Genomic DNA, 22,820 nt, shown 5'->3' with positions numbered 1-22,820 from the left:
CACGGGCGGCCATCCCGGCCTTCGGCCAACCTTGTCTACAGAGAAGGAGTTGCACCATGAAGCATCGCTTTCCCGTCGGTCTGCAGTGTGTGTTGGCGCTTGGCGGAATGATGGCGCCGTTCGCGATCGCGTCGGCCCAGGCCGACACGGTGGTGAAGATCGGCTTCGCGTCGCCGTTGTCCGGCCCGCAGGCGCACTACGGCAAGGACAACGAGAACGCCACCAAGATGGCGATCGACGACCTGAACGCCAAGAACCTGACCATCGCCGGGCAAAAGGTCAGGTTCGAGCTGGTGTCCGAGGACGACCAGGCCGACCCGCGCATCGGAACGCAGGTGGCGCAGCGGCTGGTCGACTCGGGGGTGAAGGCGGTGCTCGGCCACTTCAATTCCGGCGTGTCGATCCCGGCCTCGCGCATCTATTCGGACGCCGGCATCCCACAGCTGTCGGTGTCGACCAACCCGACATACACGCAGCAGGGCTACAAGACCACCTTCCGGCTGGTCGGCAGCGACAGCCAGGTCGGCGGCGCGCTCGGCCAATTCGTGGTGAAGACGCTGAAGGCCAGGACCATCGTCGCGATCGACGACCGCACCGCCTACGGCCAAGGCATCGCCGACGAGTTCGTCAGAGCGGTGAGCGCGCAGGGCGGCAAGGTGGCGCGGCGCGAGTACACCAACGACAAGGCCACCGACTTCACCGCGATCCTGACCTCGATCAAGCCGCTGAAACCGGACGTGGTGTTCTACGGCGGCGCCGACGCGCAGGCCGCGCCGATCGCCAAGCAGATGAAGCGGCTCGGCATCAACGCACGGCTGCTCGGCGGCGACATGCTCGATACGCCGACCTTCATCAGCCTGGCCGGCTCGGACGCGGCCGGTAACTACGCCGGCGTGCCGGGCGGCGTGCTGGCGGCGCGGCCGGCGGGCAAGGCGTTTGAGGCGCGTTACAGGGCGCGCTTCAAGCAGGACGTGGTGCGGCTCGGCCCGCAGTTCTACGACGGTACGATGATGGTCGCCGAGGCGATGAAGCGGGCCGACTCGGTCGAGCCGGCCAAGTACCTGCCGGTGCTCGCCAAGCTGAGCTACTCGGGCGTGACCAGCGATTTCAGCTTCGATGGCAAGGGTGACCTGAAGAAGGCGCCGGTGACGATCCTGAAGGTGAACGGCAGCAATTGGGATGTGCAGTCGGTGGTGCAGTAAAGGGGAGGGTGCTTCGGCCAAGCCCAACAATAACGCCACCGCAGGGGGACCCGCGGCGGCGTTGTGGTGTCGGGCAAGTGCTTGGAAAGGCTCAGGCGGTGGCCGCCACCAGCGACGGATAGATGCCGATTGTGGCCGGCAAGCGCGACAGATCCTGCAGTCGCTGCAGTACCGGGCTGGAGCCCGCGAGACGAAAACGGCAGTCCGACGCCAGCCGCTCGCGCAGCGCCAGCAAGGTGGCGATGCCGGTCGGGTCGATGAAGTCGAGCCGGGACAGCTCGAACACGATATCCGGGTGCTGTTCCAGCACCGGCAGGAACGCCTCCAGGATCGCACCGGAGTTCACTTCGTCGAGTCGATGGACCAGCAACTCGGCCACCGTCCACGGCGGCTGTTGGGCAAAGCGGATCAGCATCACACTTCCTTCCGTGTGATCGGCGAGCGTCCCGACGGGGCGCGCCTCATGCCACACTATAGCTTCCTGACACGGTGACTCGCGCTAGCTCTCCATCCGTCGCCGCAACGCCCGGCTGAGCAGTTCGACCGCCCACGACAACAGCAGCATCGCGATGATCAGCGTCGCCGCGGTGCGCTGCTGGAACAGCGACAGCGCCAGATACAGCTGGGTGCCGATGCCGCCGGCGCCGACGATGCCGAGCACGGTGGCGATGCGGATATTGTTCTCCCAACGGTACAGTGTGTACGCGATCCACTGCGCCAGCACCTGCGGCAGCTGGCCGTAGGCGAACGCGGCGAAGCGGCCGGCGCCGGCGGCGAGCAGCGCCCGTTCCGGCTCCGGCGCGGCGTTTTCCAGCGTTTCGGCGAACAGCCGGCCCAGTACCCCGGAGGTATGCAGCGCCAGCGCCAGCACCCCGGCCGCCGGGCCGAGGCCGACCGCCAGCACCGCCAGCGCTGCCCACAACAGGTCCGGCACGCCGCGCAGCAGGTTCAAGAGCAGCCGCGACAGCGCCTTCAAGGTCACGCCGAAGCGGCCGGCCGCCGGCAGCGCCAGCAGCGCGCCGCCGACGAAGGCGAGCGCGCTGCCGAGCAGCGACATCGCCAGCGTCTCCAGCACGCCGCGTCCGGCGCTGGCGAGCAGCGCCGCATTGTGCTCGGGCGGGAAGAACTCGCGGGCGAAATGGCCGACCGCGGCGAAGTCGAACGCGTCGTTCGGCCAGGCTTGGCGCAGCCACCACCAGCTGCCGAGTACAGAGGCGAAGGCCACCAGAGCGATCGTCACCGTGCCGGCGCGGCTGTCGAGCGCGTGGCGGCACAGCCGGCTGATCGCCTCGGTCAGTGCGACCAGCAGCAGGAACACCAGCAGCAGCGTGCTGACCTCGCCGCCGTTGAGCATCTTCAGGCTGGTGTCGATCAGCTGGCCGACGCCGCCGGCGCCGACGAAGCCCATCACCGCCGAGGCGCGGATTGCGCATTCCCAGCGGTAGACGCTGTAGCTGACCAGCTCCGGCAGCGCTTGCGGCAGCGCGGCCCAGAAGAAGCGCGCCAGCCGGCCGGCGCCGCTGGCGGCGAGCGCCTGCGCCGGGGCGGCCGGTTGGGATTCGAGGATCTCGGCGTAGACCTTGCCGAGCATGCCGCCGTACGCGACGCCGATCGCCAGCACCGCCGGCAGCGAGCCGAGGCCGACCGCGCGCACGAACAACAGCGCCCAGACGATTTCCGGCACGCCGCGCAGCGCCACCAGCAGGCCTCGCAGCAGGCTCTTGGCGGCTTCGGCCAACCTGGACGGCGGCTCGTCAGTCAGCCGCGCCGCGTCGAGCGCCCGGCTGGTCGCCAGCGCCGCCGGCAGGCCGATCGCGATCGCCAGCGCCAGGCCGAGCGTGGCGCTGGCCAGCGTGGTCACCGTCTCGTGCAGCACTTCGCCGAGGAAGAAGCCGTCGTGCGCCGGCGGCAGGAAGCCGGCGACGAAGCCGAGCCAGACGTGGAAGGTGTCGGCGCTGAGCAGCGCCAGCGGGTCGAAGCCGGTCAGCACGAAGGTCGGCGCGAGCAGCGCCAAGAGCAGCAGCGTGGCGATGCAACGTTGGCCGAACGCCGGGTCGCGGGCCGGGTTCAGCATGGCCGCTCCCGCGGCAGCGGGGCGGCGGCCGGCCATGGCTCGACCGGCTGCTCGTCGGCGTACAGCGCGGCCAGTTGCGCCTCGCTGACCTGCGCGCGCGGCAGGTCGAACACCACCCGGCCCTGGCGCACGCCGATCAGGCGCGGAAAGAACGCCAGCGCCAGTTCGACCGAGTGCAGGCTCATCAGCAGCGTCGCGCCGCGCGATCGCGCGTCGTCGGTCAACAGCCGCACCGTCTGTTCGGCCAACCGCGGGTCGAGCGCCGATACCGGTTCGTCGGCCAGCATTAGCCGTGGCGCCTGGTAGAGCGCGCGGGCGATGCCGACGCGTTGGCGCTGGCCGCCGGACAGCTGGTCGCAACGCTCCCACAGCCGCTCGGCCAGGTCGACCCGGCCGAGCGCAGCTTCGATTTCGGCGGTGTCGTGCGGCAGCAGGAGCTGGCCGAGCGCGGCGGCCAGCGACTGGCGGCCGAGCCGGCCGGCGGCGATCGCGTTGACCACCCGCTGCCGCGGCGGCAGCGGCGGGCTCTGGTAGACGGTGCCGATGTCGCGGCGCAGCGCGCGCAGGCGGCGCGCCGGCAGCGCCCACGGCGTCTGGCCGAGCAGCGTCAGCGTGCCGGCGTTGGGCTTCAGTACGGTGTTGGCGAGCAGCAGCAGGCTGGTCTTGCCGGCACCGGACGGGCCGATCAGCGCCGCCTGCTCGCCGTCGGCCAGCGCCAGCGAAATCTGGTGCAAAACGGGTGAGCCGCCCAGCGACAGGCTCACCCGGTCGAACGTCAGGCTCACTTCAGCAGGCCCGCCTCACGCGCGGCGGACTCGATGCCGCGGTAGTTGTCCGGCTTGGTCGGCACGAAACGGGTCGCGCGCTGCAGCTCGAGGATGTTCTTCTGCTCGGGGTCTTTCGGGTCGAGCTTGAGGAAGGCGGCGGTGATCTTCTTCACCAGCGCCGGGTCGAGGTTGCCGCGCACCGTCCAGTTGTAGTCGTAGTACGGCGGGGTGGTGGCGATCACCTTCACCTTGCTCTGGTCGACCTTGTGGCTTTCCACCAGCTTGTCCCACACCGAGGCGTTCAGCACGCCGCCCTCGACCTTGCCCGAGGCGACCCACGCGACGGTGGCGTCGTGCGCGCCGGAGTAGGCGACGTTCTTGAAGAAGGTTTCCGGCTTGATGCCGTCCTTCTGCAGGAAGTAGCGCGGCATCAGGTGGCCGGAGGTGCTCGACGCCGAACCGAAGGCGAAGTTCTTGCCCTTCAGGTCCTTCAGGCTGTTGACGCCCGACGCGGTGTTGGCGATGAATTTGCTGGTGAACTTGGTGTCTTCCTCGCGCTGCACCAGCGGGATCACCTTGCCGCGTTCCTTGGCCTGCACGTAGGTGAAACCGCCGAGCCAGGCCATGTCGAGCTTGTCGGAGGTCAGCGCGGTGACCACGCCGGCGTAGTCGGTCACCGGTATGAACTGCACCTTGAGGCCGGTTTCTTTTTCGAGATAGGCGCCGAGCGGGGCGAACTTGCGCGCCAGTTCGGTCGGGGCCTCGTCGGGGATGGCGGAGACACGCAGCACGTCTTGGGCAAAGGTGGTGCCGGCGCACAGCAACAGCGCGGCGCTGGCCAGGGTGGTGGACAGTCGGGTCATGAAGGGCTCCGGGGCGGACGATAGGCCGCCGTATGGGTCGGAAATGGACGACAGGCGTCCGGATCGGTGGCGGGCGAAAAGCCGCCGTGGCGTGACAAAACCGCGCCGTTCGGCCGACATTATCGCTGCTGCGGCGCGGAACGGCCAGTAACGACAAGCCCCGCACTGGGCGGGGCTGTGGGTCGGGGCCGGCGACGCTTAGGCCGCGCCGGGTTGGCGCTTGCCGAACCAGACGAACAGGATCGCGCCGAGCACGATCATCGGCAGGCTCAACCACTGGCCCATGCTGACGGTGAACGAGTGGCCGAAGATGCCGGCGTCCGGCATCCGGAAGTACTCGCAAATGAAGCGGAAGCTGCCGTAGCCGATCAGAAACAGCGCCGAGACCTGGCCTAGCGGGCGCGGTTTGCGGCTGAACAGCCACAGGATCGCGAACAGCGCGAGGCCCTCGAGCAGGAATTCGTAGAGCTGCGACGGGTGGCGCGGCAGCGCGCCGTAATGCAGGAGCTGCGACATCAATTCGGGCGACTGCTGCGCCATCGCCATGTCGTCGCTTTGCGCCTGCGGGAACAGCATCGCCCACGGCAGCGTCGGCTCGGCCGGCCGGCCCCACAGCTCGCCGTTGATGAAGTTGCCGATCCGGCCGGCGGCCAGGCCCAGCGGCACCAGCGGCGCGATGAAGTCGGTCACCTCCCAGAAGCTGCGCTGGTGGCGGCGTGCGAACAGCGCCACCGCGACCAGTACGCCGATAAAGCCGCCGTGAAAGCTCATCCCGCCGTTCCACACCGCGAGGATTTCGCCCGGGTGCGAGAAGTAATAGTCCGGCTGGTAGAACAGCACCTCGCCGAGCCGGCCTCCCAGGATCACGCCGAACACGCCGTACATCAACAGGTCGTCGAGCAGCTTGCTGGTCATGAAGGTCGAACTGGTCTTGATGCGGCGGTTGCCGAGAACCAGGAACAGCATGAAGCCGGCGAGGTACATCAGGCCGTACCAGTGCACGGCGAGTGGCCCGAGCTTGATCGCGACGGGGTCGAACTGGGGATGAATGAGCATTTGTCAGTAGGGTGCGAATGCGGTAAAAGAAGGTTGACGAAATTATACGGAAAGCGTTCCCGCGCGTCGCGCACTCTACCGAGTGCAGCGGCGCCTTTGCCGTTTTATCTGGTACCCCGGGGGACTCGGTATGTCGTGCGATGTTACGCCATCGCCCATTACCGGAACGTTGGCCGCGAAGATTAAGCTGACAAAGGAATCACCATGCCCCACTACCGTTCCCGCACCTCGACCTCTGGCCGCAACATGGCCGGCGCGCGCGCCCTGTGGCGTGCCACCGGCATGAAGGACGACGACTTCGGCAAGCCGATCATCGCCATAGCCAACTCGTTCACCCAGTTCGTGCCGGGCCACGTGCATCTGCAGAACCTCGGCCAGCTGGTCGCCCGTGAAATCGAGCGCGCCGGTGGCGTCGCCAAGGAATTCAACACCATCGCGGTCGACGATGGTATCGCGATGGGTCACGGCGGCATGCTGTACTCGCTGCCGAGCCGCGAGCTGATCGCCGACTCGGTCGAGTATATGGTCAACGCCCACTGCGCCGACGCGCTGGTGTGCATCTCCAACTGCGACAAGATCACCCCGGGCATGCTGATGGCCGCGCTGCGCCTGAACATCCCGGTGGTGTTCGTATCCGGCGGCCCGATGGAGGCCGGCAAGGTCAACTGGCGTGGCGTGACGCGCGGCCTGGATCTGGTCGACGCGATGGTCGAAGCGGCCAATCCGAACGTGTCCGACGAAGAAGTGGCGGCAGTCGAGCGCTCGGCGTGTCCGACCTGCGGCTCCTGTTCCGGCATGTTCACCGCCAACTCGATGAACTGCCTGACCGAGGCGCTGGGACTGTCGCTGCCGGGCAACGGTTCGCTGCTGGCCACCCACGCCGACCGTAAGGCGCTGTTCCTCGAGGCCGGCCGCACCATCGTCGACCTGGCCAAGCGCCACTACGAGCAGGAAGACTACTCGGTGCTGCCGCGCAGCATCGCCACCAAGGCCGCGTTCGAAAACGCGATGGCGCTCGACGTGGCGATGGGCGGCTCGACCAATACCGTGCTGCACCTGTTGGCCGCCGCGCACGAAGCCGGCGTCGACTTCAAGATGACCGACATCGACCGCATCAGCCGCGGCGTGCCGTGCCTGTGCAAGGTGGCGCCGGCCACCCAGAAGTACCATATGGAAGACGTGCACCGCGCCGGCGGCGTGCTCGGCATCCTGTCCGAGCTCGACCGCGCCGGCCTGATCCACGCCGACCTGCCGACCGTGCACAGCAAGACCTTGGCCGATGCGTTCGCGCGCTGGGACATCATGCGTAACGGCGCCGACAGCGACGCGCACAAGCTGTATCGCGCCGCCCCGGGCGGGGTGGCGACCACCATCGCGTTCAGCCAGTCGATGCGCTATCCGGATCTCGACAACGACCGTGCCGAGGGCTGCATCCGCGACAAGGAGCACGCCTACAGCCAGGACGGCGGCCTCGCCGTGTTGTACGGCAACATCGCCGAGCGCGGCTGCATCGTGAAGACCGCCGGCGTTGACGACTCGATCCTGAAGTTCATCGGCCGCGCGCGCATCTTCGAGAGCCAGGACGACTCGGTGGCAGGTATCCTCGCCGACCAGATCGTCCCCGGTGACGTGGTGGTGATCCGCTACGAAGGCCCGAAGGGCGGCCCGGGCATGCAGGAGATGCTCTACCCGACCTCGTACCTGAAGTCGAAGGGTATGGGCAAGGAATGCGCGCTGTTGACCGACGGCCGCTTCTCCGGTGGTACTTCGGGCCTGTCGATCGGCCACGTCTCGCCGGAAGCGGCCGAAGGCGGCGCGATCGGCCTGGTGGAAGAGGGCGACACCATCGAGATCGACATCCCGAACCGGACGATCAAGCTGTTGGTCAGCGATGCCGAGCTGGACGCCCGTCGCAAAGTGATGGACGCCAAGGGAGGCGCGGCCTGGAAACCGGTCGACCGCCAACGCGTGGTATCGCCGGCGCTGCGCGCCTACGCGGCGATGACCACCAGCGCCGACACCGGTGCGGTGCGCGACGTCAGCCAGGTCGAGCGCTAGGCTCGAGCGCACTGTGTGACTCGATCGTGAATGGCGGGGCTAACCCGCTTCCATGATCGCCAACGCCGCCAATAACTGGCGGCGTTGGCGTTTCTGCCGCGGCGGGGCGAGTCGAAACACGAACGCGACCGGGCGTTGTGCGGTGGGAGTAGACCGACCAGCTGCCGACGATGCGGCGTGAAGGGTTGGCCGAACCGGCGGCGGGTGAACCGTCGGGAACTTCTGCCTCTGAGTCGGCGTCTTAACAGTCCATGCGTTGGCATGGACTCCCTCTTTGGCATAGGCAAGCTTTATGCAACCGAACATTTTTATGTTCGGTTTTTTCATTTTTGTAACAAATCGAAACATTTCGCGCGCTATGCGCAGTGCATAGTGATTTCGCCTGTTTTGTGATGCTGCAGCGCGATAATTTGCTTTTGGCCAAGCCGTCGGGGTGGTGTGGGTGCCGGGGAATAGGGAAGGAGGTGCGAGCCACGGCATGAGCTAGGCACGGTAACTTCTATGGATTCAGTGTGTTACGGAGTTGTTGCCGGCAAGCGGGCAAAAAAAATGCGCGGAGCCGAAAGGTCCGCGCCAAGTCTACAAAGGAGAAATAGAGGAGAAACTATCAAGAAGCAATTGCTGCGTCTCAACAAGGACGGATTATCCAGATCCGCCTTTCCCTTGTCAACACCGGATGTTCGAAAGTTGTAAAAAATGTAACTCGATGTCGCTCATCGCTAGTTTCTGATGTTTTGAAGCGAACATCGGGCCGCCCGGCAGGCCGGTTCGGGCCGAAGCGCGGCGACTGTGCGACAATGACGGCGATCCCCCAACCCCGCTAGGAAGCTGTTTTCATGGCCGAGTTTCATTCCTCCCTGCCTGATCCGCGTCAATACACCCCGGTGCCACCGAAAAACGAACTGATCCGCCTGACGCTGGCCGTCCAGGATGCCGCCAATGCCGACGATCGGGCGCTGTGGCAAAGCGAGTTGGCCGTGGCGCTGACCGGTTATCTGGAGCGCAACGAGCTGCTGCCGCTGTCGGTGGCGCTGGCGATGCTGCCGTCGCAGGAGGCGTACCGCACGCTGTGGCAGGCGCTACGCGAGGTGGTGGAACGCAACCCGGCCGGACCGACCGCGCTGCCGTTCGCACTGCCGCTGGTGCTGGTCGCGGGTAGCCGCCAGAAGACGCAGCTCGCGGGCGAGCTGGCCAATATCGATGAGATCAACGCGCTGCTGCGCGAGCACGGTGTGTTCGCGCCGGGCAGCGACGCGGCGCTCGGTGCCAAGCTGATCCACCCGGATACGCTGGCCGGCATCAATTCGTCGCGACTCTATTATTTAGCGCAGGACGGCGCGGGCCTTGCCCGCACCTTGGAACAATTGCCGGCCGCGCCGCTGGAGCTGAATGGCGAGGGCGTGTTCCTGCGCTACCTGGTCGGCCAGGTGACGGTGGCCCAGGACGCCGAGCCGCCGGTGCGCTTCGGCGCGGCGGTGAACAGCTGGGGTCTGGCGCTGATGAAGCTCTTGAACGCCGCGCTCGACCAGGACGGCGTGACGCTGTTCCCGATCGCGCGTGCGCCGCAGCCGGTGATGCAGGCGATGGTGGCCGGCGGCATGGCGCGTCAGGACGTGGCGCTCGAGGTGTTCGCCAGCAGCCAGATCCGCGCATTGCGCGAACTGGGCAAGGAGCCGGTGGCGATCGCGTCGGCGCACGACAACGGCGAGTTGCGCTTCACCGTGTCGACGCCGGGCGACGAGCGCAACTGGAAGGGCTTCGTCTGGCCGCTGTCGCCGCTCGACTCGGTGGAACGCATCGTCGCCACCTTTGCCGAGCTGATGGCCGACTGCCAGGTGAACGACCTGCGCGTGTTGCCCGAGGTCGCCGCCGACAAGCAGGACGACATTCCGCTGTTCTTCACCGCGGACGATCTGCCTGGAGCCGGCCAGACCCGCCAGTGAGCATCGTCTAGAATGTGATGGGGTTGGCCGAAAGCCTTGCCAGGCATGAATTTCGCTCATCATGAAGGCATTGATTCTTCATGGCGAACCCCGTCCTGCTTCGTGTATAGTTCGCCCCATCGTTAACCTTTGATGAAAGAGTCAAAGATGTTCGCTGCCGATTTGTCGATTGCCAAATTTGATCCGGAAGTAGCCGCTGCCATGGACGCGGAGTACCGTCGTCAGGAAGATCACGTCGAGTTGATCGCTTCCGAAAACTATGTCAGCCCGGCGGTGATGGAAGCCCAGGGTTCGGTTCTGACCAACAAGTACGCCGAAGGTTACCCGGGCAAGCGTTACTACGGCGGCTGCGAATACGTTGACCAGGTCGAGCAGCTGGCGATCGACCGCCTGAAGGCGTTGTTCGGCGCCGACTACGCCAACGTGCAGCCGCACTCCGGTTCGCAGGCCAACCAGGCGGTGTACGTGTCGGTGCTGAAGCCGGGCGACACCATCATGGGCATGAGCCTGGCGCACGGCGGTCACCTGACCCACGGCGCGTCGGTGAACATCTCCGGCAAGCTCTACAACGTGGTCGCCTACGGCCTCGACGAAAACGAAGTGCTCGACTACGCCCAGGTGGAACGCCTGGCGCGCGAGCACAAGCCGAAGATGATCGTGGCCGGTGCGTCGGCCTACGCGCTGGAAATCGACTGGGCGCGTTTCCGCAAGATCGCCGACGAAGTGGGTGCCTACCTGTTCGTCGACATGGCGCACTACGCCGGCCTGGTCGCCGCCGGTGAATATCCGAACCCGGTGCCATTCGCCGACTTCGTCACCACCACCACGCACAAGACGCTGCGCGGCCCGCGCGGTGGCGTGATCCTGGCAAAAGCCGAGTACGAAAAGATCCTGAACTCGGCGATCTTCCCGTGCCTGCAGGGCGGCCCGCTGATGCACGTGATCGCCTCGAAGGCGGTGTCGTTCAAGGAAGCCGCGTCGCCGGAGTTCAAGGACTACGCCCACCAGGTGAAGAAGAACGCCAAGGTGATGGCCGAAACGCTGATCGAGCGCGGCCTGCGCATCGTGTCGGGCAAGACCGAATCGCACGTGTTCCTGGTCGATCTGCGCGCCAAAAGCATCACCGGCAAGGACGCCGAAGCGGCGCTGGGCAAGGCCCACATCACCGTCAACAAGAACGCGATCCCGAACGACCCGGAAAAGCCGTTTGTGACCTCGGGCATCCGTATCGGCACCCCGGCGATGACCACCCGCGGCTTCAAGGAAGCCGAAGCCAAGCTGCTGGCCAACCTGATCGCCGACGTGCTGGAAGCGCCGAGCGACGAAGCGGTGCTGTCCCGTGTCGCCAACGAAGTGAAGGCGCTGTGCGCGCGCCTGCCGGTGTACGCCGCCAAGTAAGCGGCGAATATCCAGTATCATCAAAGCGGCCCCAGGGGCCGCTTTTTGCATCTGCCATTATCGGTTCTGACGAGGAGAGCGCATGCCGGCTTGGGAGCAATGGGGATTTCTGCTGGTGCTCAGCGCCTTGTGCAGCGTCGGCGCCAGGTCGCTCGCGGCCAGGATCGCCGCGCGCCGGCGGCCCGCCGACCTGTTCGAGCTGGCACCACGTTGGGCACGGCGCTGGCACGACAGCCGCAGCCGGCTTACCCCGTGGTACTTCGTGCTGCGCGGCGGCGGGCTGTTCGCGCTCTTGATGACGCTGTGGCTCGACCTGGCGCCGAAATACCTGGGCTTCCCGGAGCCGCTAGCCCCGAGCTGGGCCCAGATCGGCAGCGGCCTGATCACCCGGCTGCTGGCCGGTGTGGCGCTGCTGTGGGTGATCTGGCTGATCAACGATTTTCGTTTCAACAGCTGGCTGGGGCGGATCGAGAGCGCCGCCGCCGAGCAGAACAAGGGGCAGGGCGATGGAGCTGCGTGAGGCATCCGCGGAGGACCTGGCGCCGTTGGCCGGCTGGATCGCCGACGCCAAGGACTGCCTGCGTTGGGGCGGGCCGCAGCTGCGCTTTCCGCTCGACCCGGCGACCTTGGCCGAACACCTGACGGTCACGCCGGGCAACAGCTTTTACCTCACCGACGCCGGCCGTAGCGTCGGTTTCGGCCAACTGCTCGAGCGCGGGCCGGGGCGGCTGCACCTGGCGCGTATCCTGGTCGACCCGGCGGTGCGCGGCAAGGGCTGCGGCCGGGCGCTGGTCGCGGGTCTGGTGGCGATTGCCCGGCAGCGCGGGGCGCGGCTGGCCACGCTGAACGTCTACCGCTGGAATCCGACGGCGCAGGCCTTGTACCAGGCGCTCGGCTTCGTGCCGGCGCCGCCGCCCGGACGGCGAACCGGTGCGCGGCGACGATGTGGTGTTCATGTCTATGGAATTGAATGCGTCGCGCTGAACGGTGCATCGCATCGACCGCGCCGCCGACTTTGCCCGGGTTTGCGCTAAACTTGGGCTATTGCACGCTTTTTCGGGATAGCACTGTATGAAATGTCCGTTCTGCGGCCACGCCGACACCCAGGTGATCGACTCGCGCGTCAACGAGGATGGCACCAGCATCCGCCGCCGCCGCCGCTGCCTGTCATGCGAAAAGCGTTTCACCACCTTCGAGACCGCCGACGTGCGGATGCCGCAGGTGGTGAAGACCAACGGGCACCGTACCGAGTTCGACGAGCAAAAGCTGCGCACCAGCTTCTTCCGCGCGCTGCACAAGCGCCCGGTGCCGACCGCGCTGGTCGACGAGGCGATCGCCCGGATCTGTCACCGGTTGCTGCAGCTGGGCGAGCGCGAGGTACCGTCGCGGCAGATCGGCGAGATGGTGATGGCCGAACTGGCCAAGCTCGACAAGGTCGGCTACGTGCGCTTCGCCTCGGTGTACAAGAGCTTCCAGGACATTTCCGAGTTTTCCGACGCGATCAAGGAGATCGAGCAGGACGCGTGAGCGTGCCGACTCGATCGACACCCGGCAGCCTTGCGGCTCGGCCGGGTGAATTTTTTTAGAGTCTGTTCAGAATCTGTCGCGAGCAGCCTTCAGCGGGGTGAAGAGCAGCGCAGAAACCGGAATGTACATGGGTACATGAGGATTTCCGATCGCTGAGCGAATCAATAGATTCGCACGCCGAGCGCATGAGCCCCGATCAGGGCTGCGCAGCAAGATTATGAGCAGGCTCTTAGGAGCTGCGATGAGTTTTTCCGCCATCGACCACGCCATGATGGCGCGGGCGCTGAGGTTGGCCGAACAGGGCCGCTACACCACCACCCCCAACCCGCGCGTCGGCTGCGTCATCGTGCGCGATGGCGAGATCGTCGGCGAGGGCTGGCACGTCGAGGCCGGCACCCCGCACGCCGAGCGTCATGCCTTGGCGCAGGCCGGCGAGCTGGCGCGCGGCGCCACCGCCTACGTCACGCTCGAGCCGTGCAGCCACTACGGCCGTACCCCGCCGTGCGCCGAGGGGCTAATCGAGGCCGGCGTCGCCCGGGTGGTCGCGGCGATGGTCGACCCGTTCCCTGCGGTGGCCGGTAAGGGGCTGGCGATGCTGAGCGACGCCGGTATCGCGATCGAACACGGTCTGCTCGAAGCCGAGGCACGGCGCCTCAACAAGGGCTTCCTGTCGCGGGTCGAGCGCGGCCGGCCGTGGCTGACGCTGAAGATGGCCGCCACGCTCGACGGCAAGACCGCCTTGCTCAACGGCGTCAGCCAGTGGATCACCGGAGCTGCCGCCCGTCGCGACGTGCACGAGCTGCGCGCGCAAAGCTGCGCGGTGCTGACCGGCAGCGGCACGGTGCTGGCCGACGACCCGGCGCTGACGGTGCGCGAGGTCGAGACCCGCCGCCAGCCGCGCCGGGTGCTGGTCGACAGCCTGCTGGCGGTGCCGGACACTGCCCGGCTGTTCAACGGCGACGGCGGCGCGGTGATCGTCGCGACCGCGGTGGCCGACCCGGCCCGTCACGCCGCCTACCTGGCGCGCGGTGCCGAGGTCTGGGTGCTGGCGGCGGCCGACGGCCGGGTCGATCTGGCCGCGCTGATGACGAGGTTGGCCGAAGCCGGCATCGGCGAACTGATGATCGAAGCGGGCGCCGGCCTGAACGCCGCGCTGGTGCAGGCCGGACTGGTCGACGAGGCGGTGCTGTATCTCGCGCCGTCGTTCGCCGGCGACGCGGCGCGCGGCCTGTTCGGCTGGCCGGCGCTGAGCTCGCTGGCCGACAAGCGCGAGGTACGCATCGACGAGGTGCGCCGGGTCGGCGCCGACCTGCGCCTGACTCTACAATTTGTCTGAGCGATTCATCTGACCGGGCGCGGCGTCACGAGCGCCGCCGCCCAACCGTCCGCGCCGGCGAGGTGGCCGCCGGGTGCGGCGTCCCGATAGCGCCACCGCTCTGCAAGGGAACCCCGAATGTCGAACACCCCCGCCTATCAGGACTTGACGGCCCGTTTCACCCGGCTGTACCGCTTCCAGCATCTGCAGGCGATCGCCGGCTGGGATCAGGCGACGATGATGCCGAAGAACGGCAACGACGCCCGCGCCGCCGCGATGGCCGAGCTATCCATGCTGATCCACGGCCAGCTGACCGACCCGGCGCTCGGCGACGCGATCCGCCGTGCCGAAGACGAGGCGCTCGACGACGAGCAGCGCGCCAATCTGCGCGAGATGCACCGCGACTGGGCCGCCGCCAACCTGCTGCCCGAGTCGCTGGTCGAGGCCAAGGCGCTGGCCGGCGCGCGCTGCGAGCACGCCTGGCGCAGCCAGCGTCCGGCCAACGACTGGGTGGGTTTCCTGGAAAACTTCCGCGAGGTGGTGCGGCTGTCGCGCGAGGAGGCGACGCGGCGCGCCGACGCGCTCGGCGTCGGCCGCTACGACGCGCTGATGGACCTGTACGAGCCGGGGATGAACAGCGCCGAGATCGAGCGGATCTTCGGCGACGTGAAGACCTGGCTGCCCGGCCTGATCGCTACCGTGCGCGACAAGCAGGCCGGTGAGACGGTGATCGCGCCGGTCGGGCCGTTTGCCGTGGAAAAGCAGCGTGAGCTCGGGCTGGCGGTGATGGCGACGCTCGGCTTCGACTTCGACGGCGGCCGGCTCGACGTGTCGGCGCATCCGTTCTCGGGCGGCACGCCGGAAGACAGCCGCATCACCACCCGCTACAACGAGGCCGACTTCACCCAGAGCCTGATGGGCATCGTTCACGAGACCGGTCACGCCCGTTACGAGCAGAACCTGCCGCGCCACTGGCTCGGCCAGCCGCTCGGCGTGGCGCGTTCGATGGGGGTGCACGAGAGCCAGAGCCTGTCGTTCGAGATGCAGCTGGGTCGCCACCCCGGCTTCCTCGCGCAGATCGCGCCGCTGATCCGCCGGCATCTGGGCGAGCAGCCGGCGTTCAGCCCGGACAACCTCGCCAAGCTCTACACCCGGGTCGAGCCGGGCTACATCCGCGTCGACGCCGACGAGCTGACCTACCCGGCGCACGTGATCCTGCGCTTCGAGATCGAGCGTGCGCTGATCGACGGCGAGATCGAGGCCGAGGACATCCCGGCGCTGTGGGACGAGAAGATGCTGGCCTACCTCGGCGTCGACACCCGCGGCAACTATAGCGACGGCTGCCTGCAGGACATCCATTGGACCGACGGTAGCTTCGGCTACTTCCCGAGCTACACGCTCGGCGCGATGTACGCCGCGCAGTACTTCGCCACGCTGCGCCGCCAGCAGCCGGACATCGACGCGCGCATCGCCGCCGGCGACTACGCGCCGGTGTTCGACTGGTTGAACACGAACATCTGGAGCCAGGCGAGCCGCTGGGAGACGTCGGAGCTGATCCGCCGCGCCACCGGCGAGGCGCTGAACCCGGCGCATTTCCGTGCGCATCTGGAGGCGCGTTACCTGGGTTGAAGCGGCGCAGAGTCAGAATGCACAGCGCGGCCTCGGCCGCGCTTTCTTATTGGCGTCAGCCGAGCCGATTCGGCCAACCTCCAAGCCATTCTTGCAGCCCGTCACCGCGAGCGCGGTTGATTGACCCAGCGCTGAACGGACGGTCTCTGCCATTGCTGCCGAGCGTAAGCGGCGAGTCGTTCCGGTACGTCATCGCCGTTCAGCACCAAGCGATTGAGCATCAGCGCGAGATCGGTATCGGCAATGCACCACTCGCCGAACAGGTTCGTCGAGCCGCTGTCGAGCAGGCCGTCCACGGCGGCAAACAGCTTGGCGGCCGAGGCGCGTGTCGCCGCCGAAAGTGGTTTCGTCGTAGGCCCGAAAAATACCACCTCGGTCGAGCGCTCTTCGCGAATCGGCATGAAGTCGCTGCGTAGCCACGCCTGGATCTGTCTGGCTCGTGCCCGGTCGCGGAGTGCGCGCGGGTAGACCGGTAGATGGTCCGGGCCAGAGAATTGCTCCTCGAGGTATTCCGAGATGGCCGATGACTCGGACAGCCGGAAATCACCATCCACCAGCGTTGGCACCCGGCGCGTCAGCGAAACGGCGGCATAGTCGGGCTGAAGATTTTCGGCGGCAGCCAGGTCGATCCGCCGAATTTCAAATGGGAGCTGTTTCTCCGTCAGCGTCACGAAGGCTGACATCGCATACGGGCTGGCAAGTTGGGCGTCCGCGTACAGCAGGAACTTCGGTTCATCCATCGAACTTCTCCTTACAGGCGGGGGTGGTGTCTGATTTTTTGGCCGGCAAAGCGCCTTGCATCGGCCTAGGCACAGGTTGCCGTCGTGCTCGAATTGTCTCAGCGAAAAAACGCCGCCAGCGCTTCGGCCAAGCTTTCGGGCTGTTCCCACTGGATCATGTGGCCGGCGCCGGCTATGGTGATTTCGCGCAGGTCGGCAAAGCAGGCGCGGCGTTCTGCCAGCGTGTCGAACACACCCTTGGCCATCGGGTGGTCCCACATCTTGCCGCCGATCACCCATTGCACCGGGCAGGCGATGCGCTGCCAGCAAGCCTTGGCCTCCTCGAGCCGGTAGAGGATCGGGTTGACCATCTTGTGGCGGGGGTCGGCACGGTAGGTGAGGGCACCATCGCGGGTTTCGGTCAGCTGTTCGGCCATCCAGCGCGCCCGCTCCACGCTCATCCCCGGGTTGCGCTCGACCAGTTTGGCCGCCACCGCGTCGAGGCTGGCCAGCGGGTCGAACGAAGGGTTCTGGCGACATTCGCGTAGCCAGCGCGCGTAGCGGCCCGGAGCCTCGGTCGGTCGGCTGTCCGGCAAGCCGAAGCCCTCGACCAGCGCCAGCTTCGCGACCCGTTCCGGGCGGATGCCGGCGTACAGCCCCGACACCATCGCCCCCATGCTGTGGCCGATCAGTCGTACCGGCGCGTCGGGCGACAGCTGCTCGAGCAGGTGGTCGAGGTCGGCCTGGTAGTCGGCCGGGTAGTAGCTGCCGTCGTTCCACTGCGACAGGCCGAAGCCGCGCCAGTCCGGCGCGGCCACGTGCCAGCCGTCGCCCAGCGCATCGACCAGAAACTGGAACGTCGCCGAGCAGTCCATCCAGCCGTGCAGCATTACCAGCAGCGGTGCCGCCTCGTCGCCCCAGTGACGCAGGTGGTAGCGCCGGCCGTTGGCGGTACGAAATTTGGAGCGCGACGGAATGCGGGCGACGGAATCGTTTGGCATGATTGAGCGACCTGGATCAATGGCAGACTGCTAGTGTAGCGTCAAGAACGTTGCCATGACGAAACCACTGTTCATGCCCGCTGCCTACAATGGATGGTCGTGCAACTACTAGGAGCCCGCCATGCCAGATGTGATCATCCGTCAACTCGATGCCGCCATCCCGGTGGTCAGCCGGCCGCACCGCGGTCCGTATAGGCAGATCGGCCAGGCCTTCGACGCCTTGCATATCTGGGCCGTCGGCCGGGGTCTCGGGCCGGGCCGCCTCTTTGCGCTCTACTATGACGACCCGAGCACCACCGCGCCCGAGGCGCTGCGCTCGGCGGCGGCCTGCGCCTTGCCGCCGGACACGCCGCTGGACGCCGGTTTCGAGCGCGCCACTATCCCGGCCGGGCGCTACGCGGTGCTGCTGCACAAGGGCCCGTACGCCGAGCTCGAAACCAGCTATCAGTGGCTGTTCGGCCAGTGGCTGCCGCACAGCGGCAAGACCGCGGCCGACGCGCCGTGCGTCGAGGAGTACCTGAATACGCCGCAGGACACGGCGCCGCAGGACCTGCTGACCGAGATCTGGTTGCCGTTGCAGGTACGTTGAAGGTTGGCCGAAGCGCTTCGGCCAACCTTCACCCGGTATTCGGACAAGAAAAAAGCCCGCGTTCTGCAACGCGGGCTTTTTGCGGAACAACCGGGCCAGTTTAGCGGCTGACGTTGTAGTTCGGCGCTTCCTTGGTGATCTGCACGTCGTGCACGTGCGATTCCTGGATGCCGGCCGAGGTGATCTCGACGAACTCGGCCTTATCGTGCATCTCGGCGATGGTCTGGCAGCCGAGGTAGCCCATGCTGGAGCGCAGGCCGCCGACCAGCTGGTGGATCACCTGGGCGATCGGGCCCTTGTAGGCGACGCGGCCTTCGATGCCTTCCGGCACGAACTTGTCGACGTTGGCCTCGTTGTCCTGGAAGTAGCGGTCGCTGGAGCCCTGCTGCATCGCGCCGAGCGAGCCCATGCCGCGGTACGACTTGTAGGTGCGGCCCTGGTACAGTTCGACCTCGCCCGGGGCTTCCTCGGTGCCGGCGAACATGCCACCGAGCATCACGCAGTGCGCGCCGGCGGCCAGCGCCTTGGCGATGTCGCCCGAGAAGCGGATGCCGCCGTCGGCGATCAGCGGTACGCCGGTACCGGCCAGCGCTTCGGCGACGTTGTGGATCGCGGTCAGCTGTGGCACACCGACGCCGGCGACGATACGGGTGGTGCAGATCGAGCCCGGGCCGATGCCGACCTTGACGCCGTCGGCGCCGGCTTCGACCAGCGCACGCGCGGCGGCGGCGGTGGCGATGTTGCCGCCGATCACGTCCACCTGCGGGAAGTTCTGCTTCACCCAGCGGACGCGGTCGAGCACGCCCTGGCTGTGGCCATGCGCGGTGTCGACCACGATCACGTCCACGCCGGCGGCGACCAGCGCGGCGACGCGTTCGTCGGTGCCGGCACCGACGCCGACCGCGGCGCCGACGCGCAGACGGCCCTGGGCGTCCTTGTTGGCGTTCGGGTGTTCGCTGGTCTTGACGATGTCTTTAACGGTGATCAGGCCCTTCAGTTCCCAGGCGTCGTTCACCACCAGCACGCGTTCCAGCTTGTGCTGGTGCATCAGCTCGCGCGCGTCCTCGATGCTGGCGCCTTCCTTGACGGTGACCAGGCGCTCGCGCGGGGTCATGATCGAGCGCACCGGCACATCGAGACGGGTCTCGAAGCGCAGGTCGCGGTTGGTGACGATGCCGACCACCTTGCCGGCGTCGATCACCGGCAGGCCGGAAATCTTATGCTGCCGGGTCAGGGCGACCAGGTCGCGTACCAGCATGTCCGGTGCGATGGTGATCGGGTCTTTCACCACGCCGCTCTCGTGGCGTTTCACATTGGACACTTCCAGCGCCTGCCGTTCGGGCGACATGTTCTTGTGAACGATGCCGAGGCCACCCTCCTGAGCCAGGCCAATCGCGAGGCGAGCCTCGGTCACGGTGTCCATGGCGGCGGACAACAGCGGCAGCTTCAGGGTGATGTTGCGGGTCAGGGCGGTGGAGAGGGAAACGTCGCGCGGCAGCACTTGGGAATGGGCCGGGACGAGCAGGACGTCGTCGAAAGTGTAGGCTTTCTCGATGATACGCATCTGGCGATCCTTTGCAGCAAAAAAACATTATACCGACTCTGGTCCGGCCGCGCAAAAGGGCGGCGGATACACGGGGTGCGGGGCGTGCCGTACAATAGGCTGATCCAAAATCAAGCGAGCGGGATCAGGGACAATGAAGCGAGGGGGAGGGCTGTTGCTGGCCATCATGCTGACGCTGCCGGCGCTGGCTACGGCCGAGGTCTACCGTTGGCGGGACGCCAACGGCAACGCCGTGTTCGCCGACCAGCCGCCGCCGGGTGTGGCCGCCGAGCGTATCAATCTGAGGACCGGCAGCGCGGCGCGTGCCGCCTCGGCGCCGCTCGCCAGTGCCAAGCCGGCCGAGCCGGGCAAACCGATCGACCCGGCTGCCGGCAAGCTCGTCGCCGACAGCGCCAAGTTGCGCGAGGAAAACTGCCGACTCGCCCGTGCCAACCAGGCGCTGCTAAAGCAGGGCGGCCGCGTGCAGACGATCGACAAGCAGGGCAAGCTGCAGTACCTGTCCGACCTGGGCCGTCCCGAACTACTCAAACAGGCGACGCAGGACGTCGCCAACTGGTGCAACTGATGACGGCGCGCAAGTTCGATCCTAAACCTGTGCTGGCCAACCTGCCGAATCTGCCCGGCGTCTACCGCATGCTCGATGCGGCCGGCAAGGTGCTGTACGTCGGCAAGGCGATCGACCTGAAGCGCCGCGTCAGCAGCTATTTCCAGAAGAGCGACCTGTCGCCGCGCATCCGGCTGATGGTGCGCCAGGTGGCGGCGATCGAGACCACCGTCACCCGCTCCGAAGCTGAGGCGCTGATCCTGGAAAACAACCTGATCAAGGCGCTGGCTCCGAAGTACAACATCCTGTTCCGCGACGACAAGTCCTACCCGTACCTGATGCTGTCCGGCCATGCGTTCCCACAGATGGTGTATTTCCGCGGCACGCCCGACCGCCAGCACCAGTTCTTCGGGCCGTTCCCGAATAGCTACGCGGTGCGCGAGAGCATCCAGATCCTGCAGAAGGTGTTCCGGCTGCGCACCTGCGAGGACAGCGTGTTCGCCAACCGCTCGCGTCCGTGTCTGCTGTATCAGATCAAGCGCTGCACCGGCCCGTGCGTCGGCTTTATCTCCAAGGAGGACTACCGCCGCGACGTGCAGAGCGCCGCCGCCTTCCTGCAGGGCAAGCAGAGCGAGCTGATCGGCCAGCTGACCGAGCGGATGGAAGCCGCGTCTGCGGTGCTCGAATTCGAACAGGCGGCCGAACTGCGCGACCAGATCCAGGCGCTGTCCAAGGTGCAGGAGAAGCAGTTCGTGTCGAGCAACGCCAGCCAGCTCGACTGCGACGTGGTCGCCGCGGTAGTGCAGGATGGTCTCGCCTGCGTCAACCTGGTGATGATCCGCGGCGGCCGGCACCTGGGCGACAAGAGCTTCTTCCCGAGCAACGCCGAGGATAGCGACGCTTCGGCCAACCTCGAGGCCTTCCTTGCGCAGCATTACCTCGGCGCGACGCTGCCGCCGGTGATCCTGCACAACGTCGAGGTCAGCGAGACGCTGCGCGACTACCTGACCGAACAGGCCGAGCGGCGCGTCGCCTTCGTCGGCAACCCGATCGGCGAGCGACGCGTCTGGCTGGAAATGGCCGAGAAGAACGCACAGCTGGCGATCGGTCAACGGCTCTCCAGCGCCGCCACCCAGGAGATGCGCCTGGCCGCCTTGGCCGAGGTGCTGGAGCTGGAAGGCGTCGAGCGGCTCGAATGCTTCGACATCAGCCATACGCTCGGCGAGGCGACGGTGGCGTCCTGCGTGGTCTACGACCGTGGCGGCATGCAGCCGTCCGAATACCGGCGCTACAACATCGAGACCGCCGCCGCCGGCGACGACTACGGCGCGATGCGCGAAGTGCTGACCCGTCGTTACAGCAAGATCGCCGCCGGCGAGGGCAAGCGTCCCGACGTGGTGCTGATCGACGGCGGCAAGGGCCAGGTCGGCGTGGCGCTCGAGGTGCTGGCCGAGGTCGGCCTCAACCTGCCGGTGGTCGGCGTCGCCAAGGGCGAGGAGCGCAAACCGGGGCTGGAGACGCTAATCCTTCCGTATCTGGAAAAGACGTTACAATTGCGCCACGACCACCCCGGGCTGCACCTGATCCAGACCGTCCGCGACGAGGCGCACCGCTTCGCGATCACCGGCCACCGCGCCCGCCGTGCCAAGGCGCGTACCGCCTCGACGCTGGAGGACATCCCGGGGATCGGCGCCAAGCGGCGCCAGCGTCTGTTGACCCGGTTCGGCGGCCTGCGCGGCGTCCTGGCCGCCAATGTCGACGACCTGACGCAGGTGGAGGGAATCAGCCGGATGTTGGCCGAAAAAATTTATAACGCTTTGCACTGACCACCTCATGCCCCTCAATGTACCCATATTGCTGACCTGGTTGCGGGTTGTCCTGATCCCAGTGTTCATCGGGGTGTTCTACCTGCCCGACGGCCTGCTGTCGCCGGTGGCGCAGAACATCACCGGCGCGCTGATCTTCGCGGTGGCCGGCATCACCGACTGGCTGGACGGCTTCCTCGCCCGCCGGCTCGGCCAGACCTCGGCGTTCGGCGCCTTTCTCGACCCGGTGGCCGACAAGCTGATCGTGGCGTGCGCGCTGATCCTGCTGGTCGACCAGGGGCGGACCTACGCCTGGCTGTCGATGATCATCATCGGCCGCGAGATCGCGATCTCGGCGCTGCGCGAGTGGATGGCCGAGATGGGCCGGCGCAGCAGCGTCGCCGTCGCCACCCTCGGCAAGCTCAAAACCACTGCACAGATGGGCGCGATCATGCTGCTCCTGTGGGCGCAGCCGATCATTCCGGGGGTGCGCACGCTTCTGCTGGGCAATGTGCTGATGGTGATCGCCGCCATTTTGACTTTGTGGTCAATGGTTTATTACCTGCGTATGGCAGCGCGGGAGTTTTCCGGCAAAAAAATTGCCAGCTGACGTGTTGACAGGGGGCGATTAATCCTTATAATTCGCTTCTCTCGACGCCGGCAACGACGCCGAGAAGCAAGACAGGTAGTGCGGGAATAGCTCAGTTGGTAGAGCGCAACCTTGCCAAGGTTGAGGTCGCGAGTTCGAGCCTCGTTTCCCGCTCCA

At 66.7% G+C, this 22,820-nt stretch carries 21 protein-coding genes and 1 tRNA gene; 14 read left to right on the top strand and 8 right to left on the bottom strand.

Annotated elements, in window-relative coordinates:
• Positions 1–56 precede the first annotated feature (56 nt).
• Positions 57–1,202 (top strand): branched-chain amino acid ABC transporter substrate-binding protein, encoded by a 1,146-nt coding sequence (locus tag ACZ2IA_RS13520; protein WP_470293107.1) that lies wholly within the window; start codon positions 57–59, stop codon positions 1,200–1,202.
• 91 nt (positions 1,203–1,293) lie between these two features.
• Here the strand turns inward: ACZ2IA_RS13520 and ACZ2IA_RS13515 are convergent, their stop codons facing one another.
• The 5 genes from ACZ2IA_RS13515 to lgt form a co-directional block, all read right to left on the bottom strand.
• Positions 1,294–1,617, bottom strand: a complete 324-nt coding sequence (locus ACZ2IA_RS13515; protein ID WP_470293106.1) for an STAS domain-containing protein — start codon at positions 1,615–1,617, stop codon at positions 1,294–1,296.
• A gap of 84 nt (positions 1,618–1,701) precedes the next feature.
• Positions 1,702–3,276 carry a phosphonate ABC transporter, permease protein PhnE gene (gene phnE, locus ACZ2IA_RS13510; protein WP_470293105.1) on the bottom strand — a complete coding sequence of 525 codons (1,575 nt, stop codon included), beginning with the start codon at positions 3,274–3,276 and terminating at the stop codon, positions 1,702–1,704.
• Positions 3,270–4,061 (bottom strand): phosphonate ABC transporter ATP-binding protein, encoded by a 792-nt coding sequence (locus ACZ2IA_RS13505; RefSeq protein ID WP_470293104.1) that lies wholly within the window; start codon positions 4,059–4,061, stop codon positions 3,270–3,272. The genes phnE and ACZ2IA_RS13505 overlap by 7 nt, the downstream gene beginning before the upstream one ends.
• The gene (locus tag ACZ2IA_RS13500; RefSeq protein ID WP_470293103.1) at positions 4,058–4,906 is read right to left on the bottom strand and encodes a putative selenate ABC transporter substrate-binding protein; all 849 of its coding nucleotides are present in this window, start codon (positions 4,904–4,906) and stop codon (positions 4,058–4,060) included. The genes ACZ2IA_RS13505 and ACZ2IA_RS13500 overlap by 4 nt, the downstream gene beginning before the upstream one ends.
• A gap of 198 nt (positions 4,907–5,104) precedes the next feature.
• Positions 5,105–5,962: a prolipoprotein diacylglyceryl transferase gene (gene lgt, locus ACZ2IA_RS13495; RefSeq protein ID WP_470293102.1), complete on the bottom strand. Its 858-nt coding sequence runs from the start codon at positions 5,960–5,962 to the stop codon at positions 5,105–5,107.
• Between the two features lie 204 nt (positions 5,963–6,166).
• Here lgt and ilvD point away from each other — a divergent pair, with 204 nt between their 5' ends.
• The 8 genes from ilvD to ACZ2IA_RS13455 all read left to right on the top strand — a co-directional run bounded on the left by ilvD (position 6,167) and on the right by ACZ2IA_RS13455 (position 15,832).
• Positions 6,167–8,020 carry a dihydroxy-acid dehydratase gene (ilvD, locus tag ACZ2IA_RS13490; RefSeq protein ID WP_470293101.1) on the top strand — a complete coding sequence of 618 codons (1,854 nt, stop codon included), beginning with the start codon at positions 6,167–6,169 and terminating at the stop codon, positions 8,018–8,020.
• Between the two features lie 836 nt (positions 8,021–8,856).
• A complete protein-coding gene (locus ACZ2IA_RS13485) occupies positions 8,857–9,963 on the top strand; it encodes a hypothetical protein (protein ID WP_470293100.1) in 1,107 nt (368 codons plus the stop codon).
• A gap of 147 nt (positions 9,964–10,110) precedes the next feature.
• Positions 10,111–11,361: a serine hydroxymethyltransferase gene (glyA, locus tag ACZ2IA_RS13480; RefSeq protein ID WP_470293099.1), complete on the top strand. Its 1,251-nt coding sequence runs from the start codon at positions 10,111–10,113 to the stop codon at positions 11,359–11,361.
• Between the two features lie 82 nt (positions 11,362–11,443).
• Positions 11,444–11,881, top strand: a complete 438-nt coding sequence (locus tag ACZ2IA_RS13475) for a hypothetical protein (RefSeq protein ID WP_470293098.1) — start codon at positions 11,444–11,446, stop codon at positions 11,879–11,881.
• A complete protein-coding gene (locus tag ACZ2IA_RS13470; RefSeq protein ID WP_470293097.1) occupies positions 11,868–12,395 on the top strand; it encodes a GNAT family N-acetyltransferase in 528 nt (175 codons plus the stop codon). Before ACZ2IA_RS13475 ends, ACZ2IA_RS13470 begins: the two co-directional genes overlap by 14 nt.
• Before the next feature lie 37 nt (positions 12,396–12,432).
• On the top strand, positions 12,433–12,888 hold the full coding sequence (gene nrdR, locus ACZ2IA_RS13465) for a transcriptional regulator NrdR (RefSeq protein ID WP_470293096.1): 456 nt from the start codon (positions 12,433–12,435) through the stop codon (positions 12,886–12,888).
• A gap of 241 nt (positions 12,889–13,129) precedes the next feature.
• Positions 13,130–14,224, top strand: coding sequence for a bifunctional diaminohydroxyphosphoribosylaminopyrimidine deaminase/5-amino-6-(5-phosphoribosylamino)uracil reductase RibD (ribD, locus tag ACZ2IA_RS13460; RefSeq protein ID WP_470293095.1), 1,095 nt, complete (start codon positions 13,130–13,132; stop codon positions 14,222–14,224).
• A gap of 117 nt (positions 14,225–14,341) precedes the next feature.
• Positions 14,342–15,832, top strand: coding sequence for a carboxypeptidase M32 (locus ACZ2IA_RS13455; protein WP_470293094.1), 1,491 nt, complete (start codon positions 14,342–14,344; stop codon positions 15,830–15,832).
• Positions 15,833–15,933: 101 nt separating this feature from the next.
• Here ACZ2IA_RS13455 and yfcF read toward each other — a convergent pair whose 3' ends face one another.
• Positions 15,934–16,572 carry a glutathione transferase gene (gene yfcF / locus ACZ2IA_RS13450; protein WP_470293093.1) on the bottom strand — a complete coding sequence of 213 codons (639 nt, stop codon included), beginning with the start codon at positions 16,570–16,572 and terminating at the stop codon, positions 15,934–15,936.
• Positions 16,573–16,670: 98 nt separating this feature from the next.
• Positions 16,671–17,552 (bottom strand): alpha/beta fold hydrolase, encoded by an 882-nt coding sequence (locus tag ACZ2IA_RS13445; protein WP_470293092.1) that lies wholly within the window; start codon positions 17,550–17,552, stop codon positions 16,671–16,673.
• Positions 17,553–17,673: 121 nt separating this feature from the next.
• Here ACZ2IA_RS13445 and ACZ2IA_RS13440 point away from each other — a divergent pair, with 121 nt between their 5' ends.
• Entirely contained in the window at positions 17,674–18,141 is a 468-nt protein-coding gene (locus tag ACZ2IA_RS13440; RefSeq protein ID WP_470293091.1) for an AraC family transcriptional regulator, read from the top strand.
• A gap of 100 nt (positions 18,142–18,241) precedes the next feature.
• On the opposite strand, the gene guaB is transcribed toward ACZ2IA_RS13440, so the two are convergent.
• Positions 18,242–19,705, bottom strand: coding sequence for an IMP dehydrogenase (gene guaB, locus ACZ2IA_RS13435; RefSeq protein WP_470293090.1), 1,464 nt, complete (start codon positions 19,703–19,705; stop codon positions 18,242–18,244).
• A 133-nt stretch (positions 19,706–19,838) separates the two neighbouring features.
• Here guaB and ACZ2IA_RS13430 point away from each other — a divergent pair, with 133 nt between their 5' ends.
• The 4 genes from ACZ2IA_RS13430 (at position 19,839) to ACZ2IA_RS13415 (ending at position 22,820) form a co-directional block, all read left to right on the top strand.
• On the top strand, positions 19,839–20,270 hold the full coding sequence (locus tag ACZ2IA_RS13430) for a DUF4124 domain-containing protein (protein WP_470293089.1): 432 nt from the start codon (positions 19,839–19,841) through the stop codon (positions 20,268–20,270).
• Positions 20,270–22,075 carry an excinuclease ABC subunit UvrC gene (uvrC, locus tag ACZ2IA_RS13425; RefSeq protein ID WP_470293217.1) on the top strand — a complete coding sequence of 602 codons (1,806 nt, stop codon included), beginning with the start codon at positions 20,270–20,272 and terminating at the stop codon, positions 22,073–22,075. The genes ACZ2IA_RS13430 and uvrC overlap by 1 nt, the downstream gene beginning before the upstream one ends.
• 7 nt (positions 22,076–22,082) lie before the next feature.
• Complete coding sequence (gene pgsA / locus ACZ2IA_RS13420) at positions 22,083–22,664, top strand: CDP-diacylglycerol--glycerol-3-phosphate 3-phosphatidyltransferase (protein WP_470293088.1); 582 nt, start codon at positions 22,083–22,085, stop codon at positions 22,662–22,664.
• A gap of 80 nt (positions 22,665–22,744) precedes the next feature.
• Positions 22,745–22,820, top strand: a tRNA-Gly gene (locus ACZ2IA_RS13415).

This window comes from Crenobacter sp. CS_VA4 (assembly GCF_055597485.1).
This window is presented reverse-complemented; position numbering and strand designations above follow the sequence as displayed.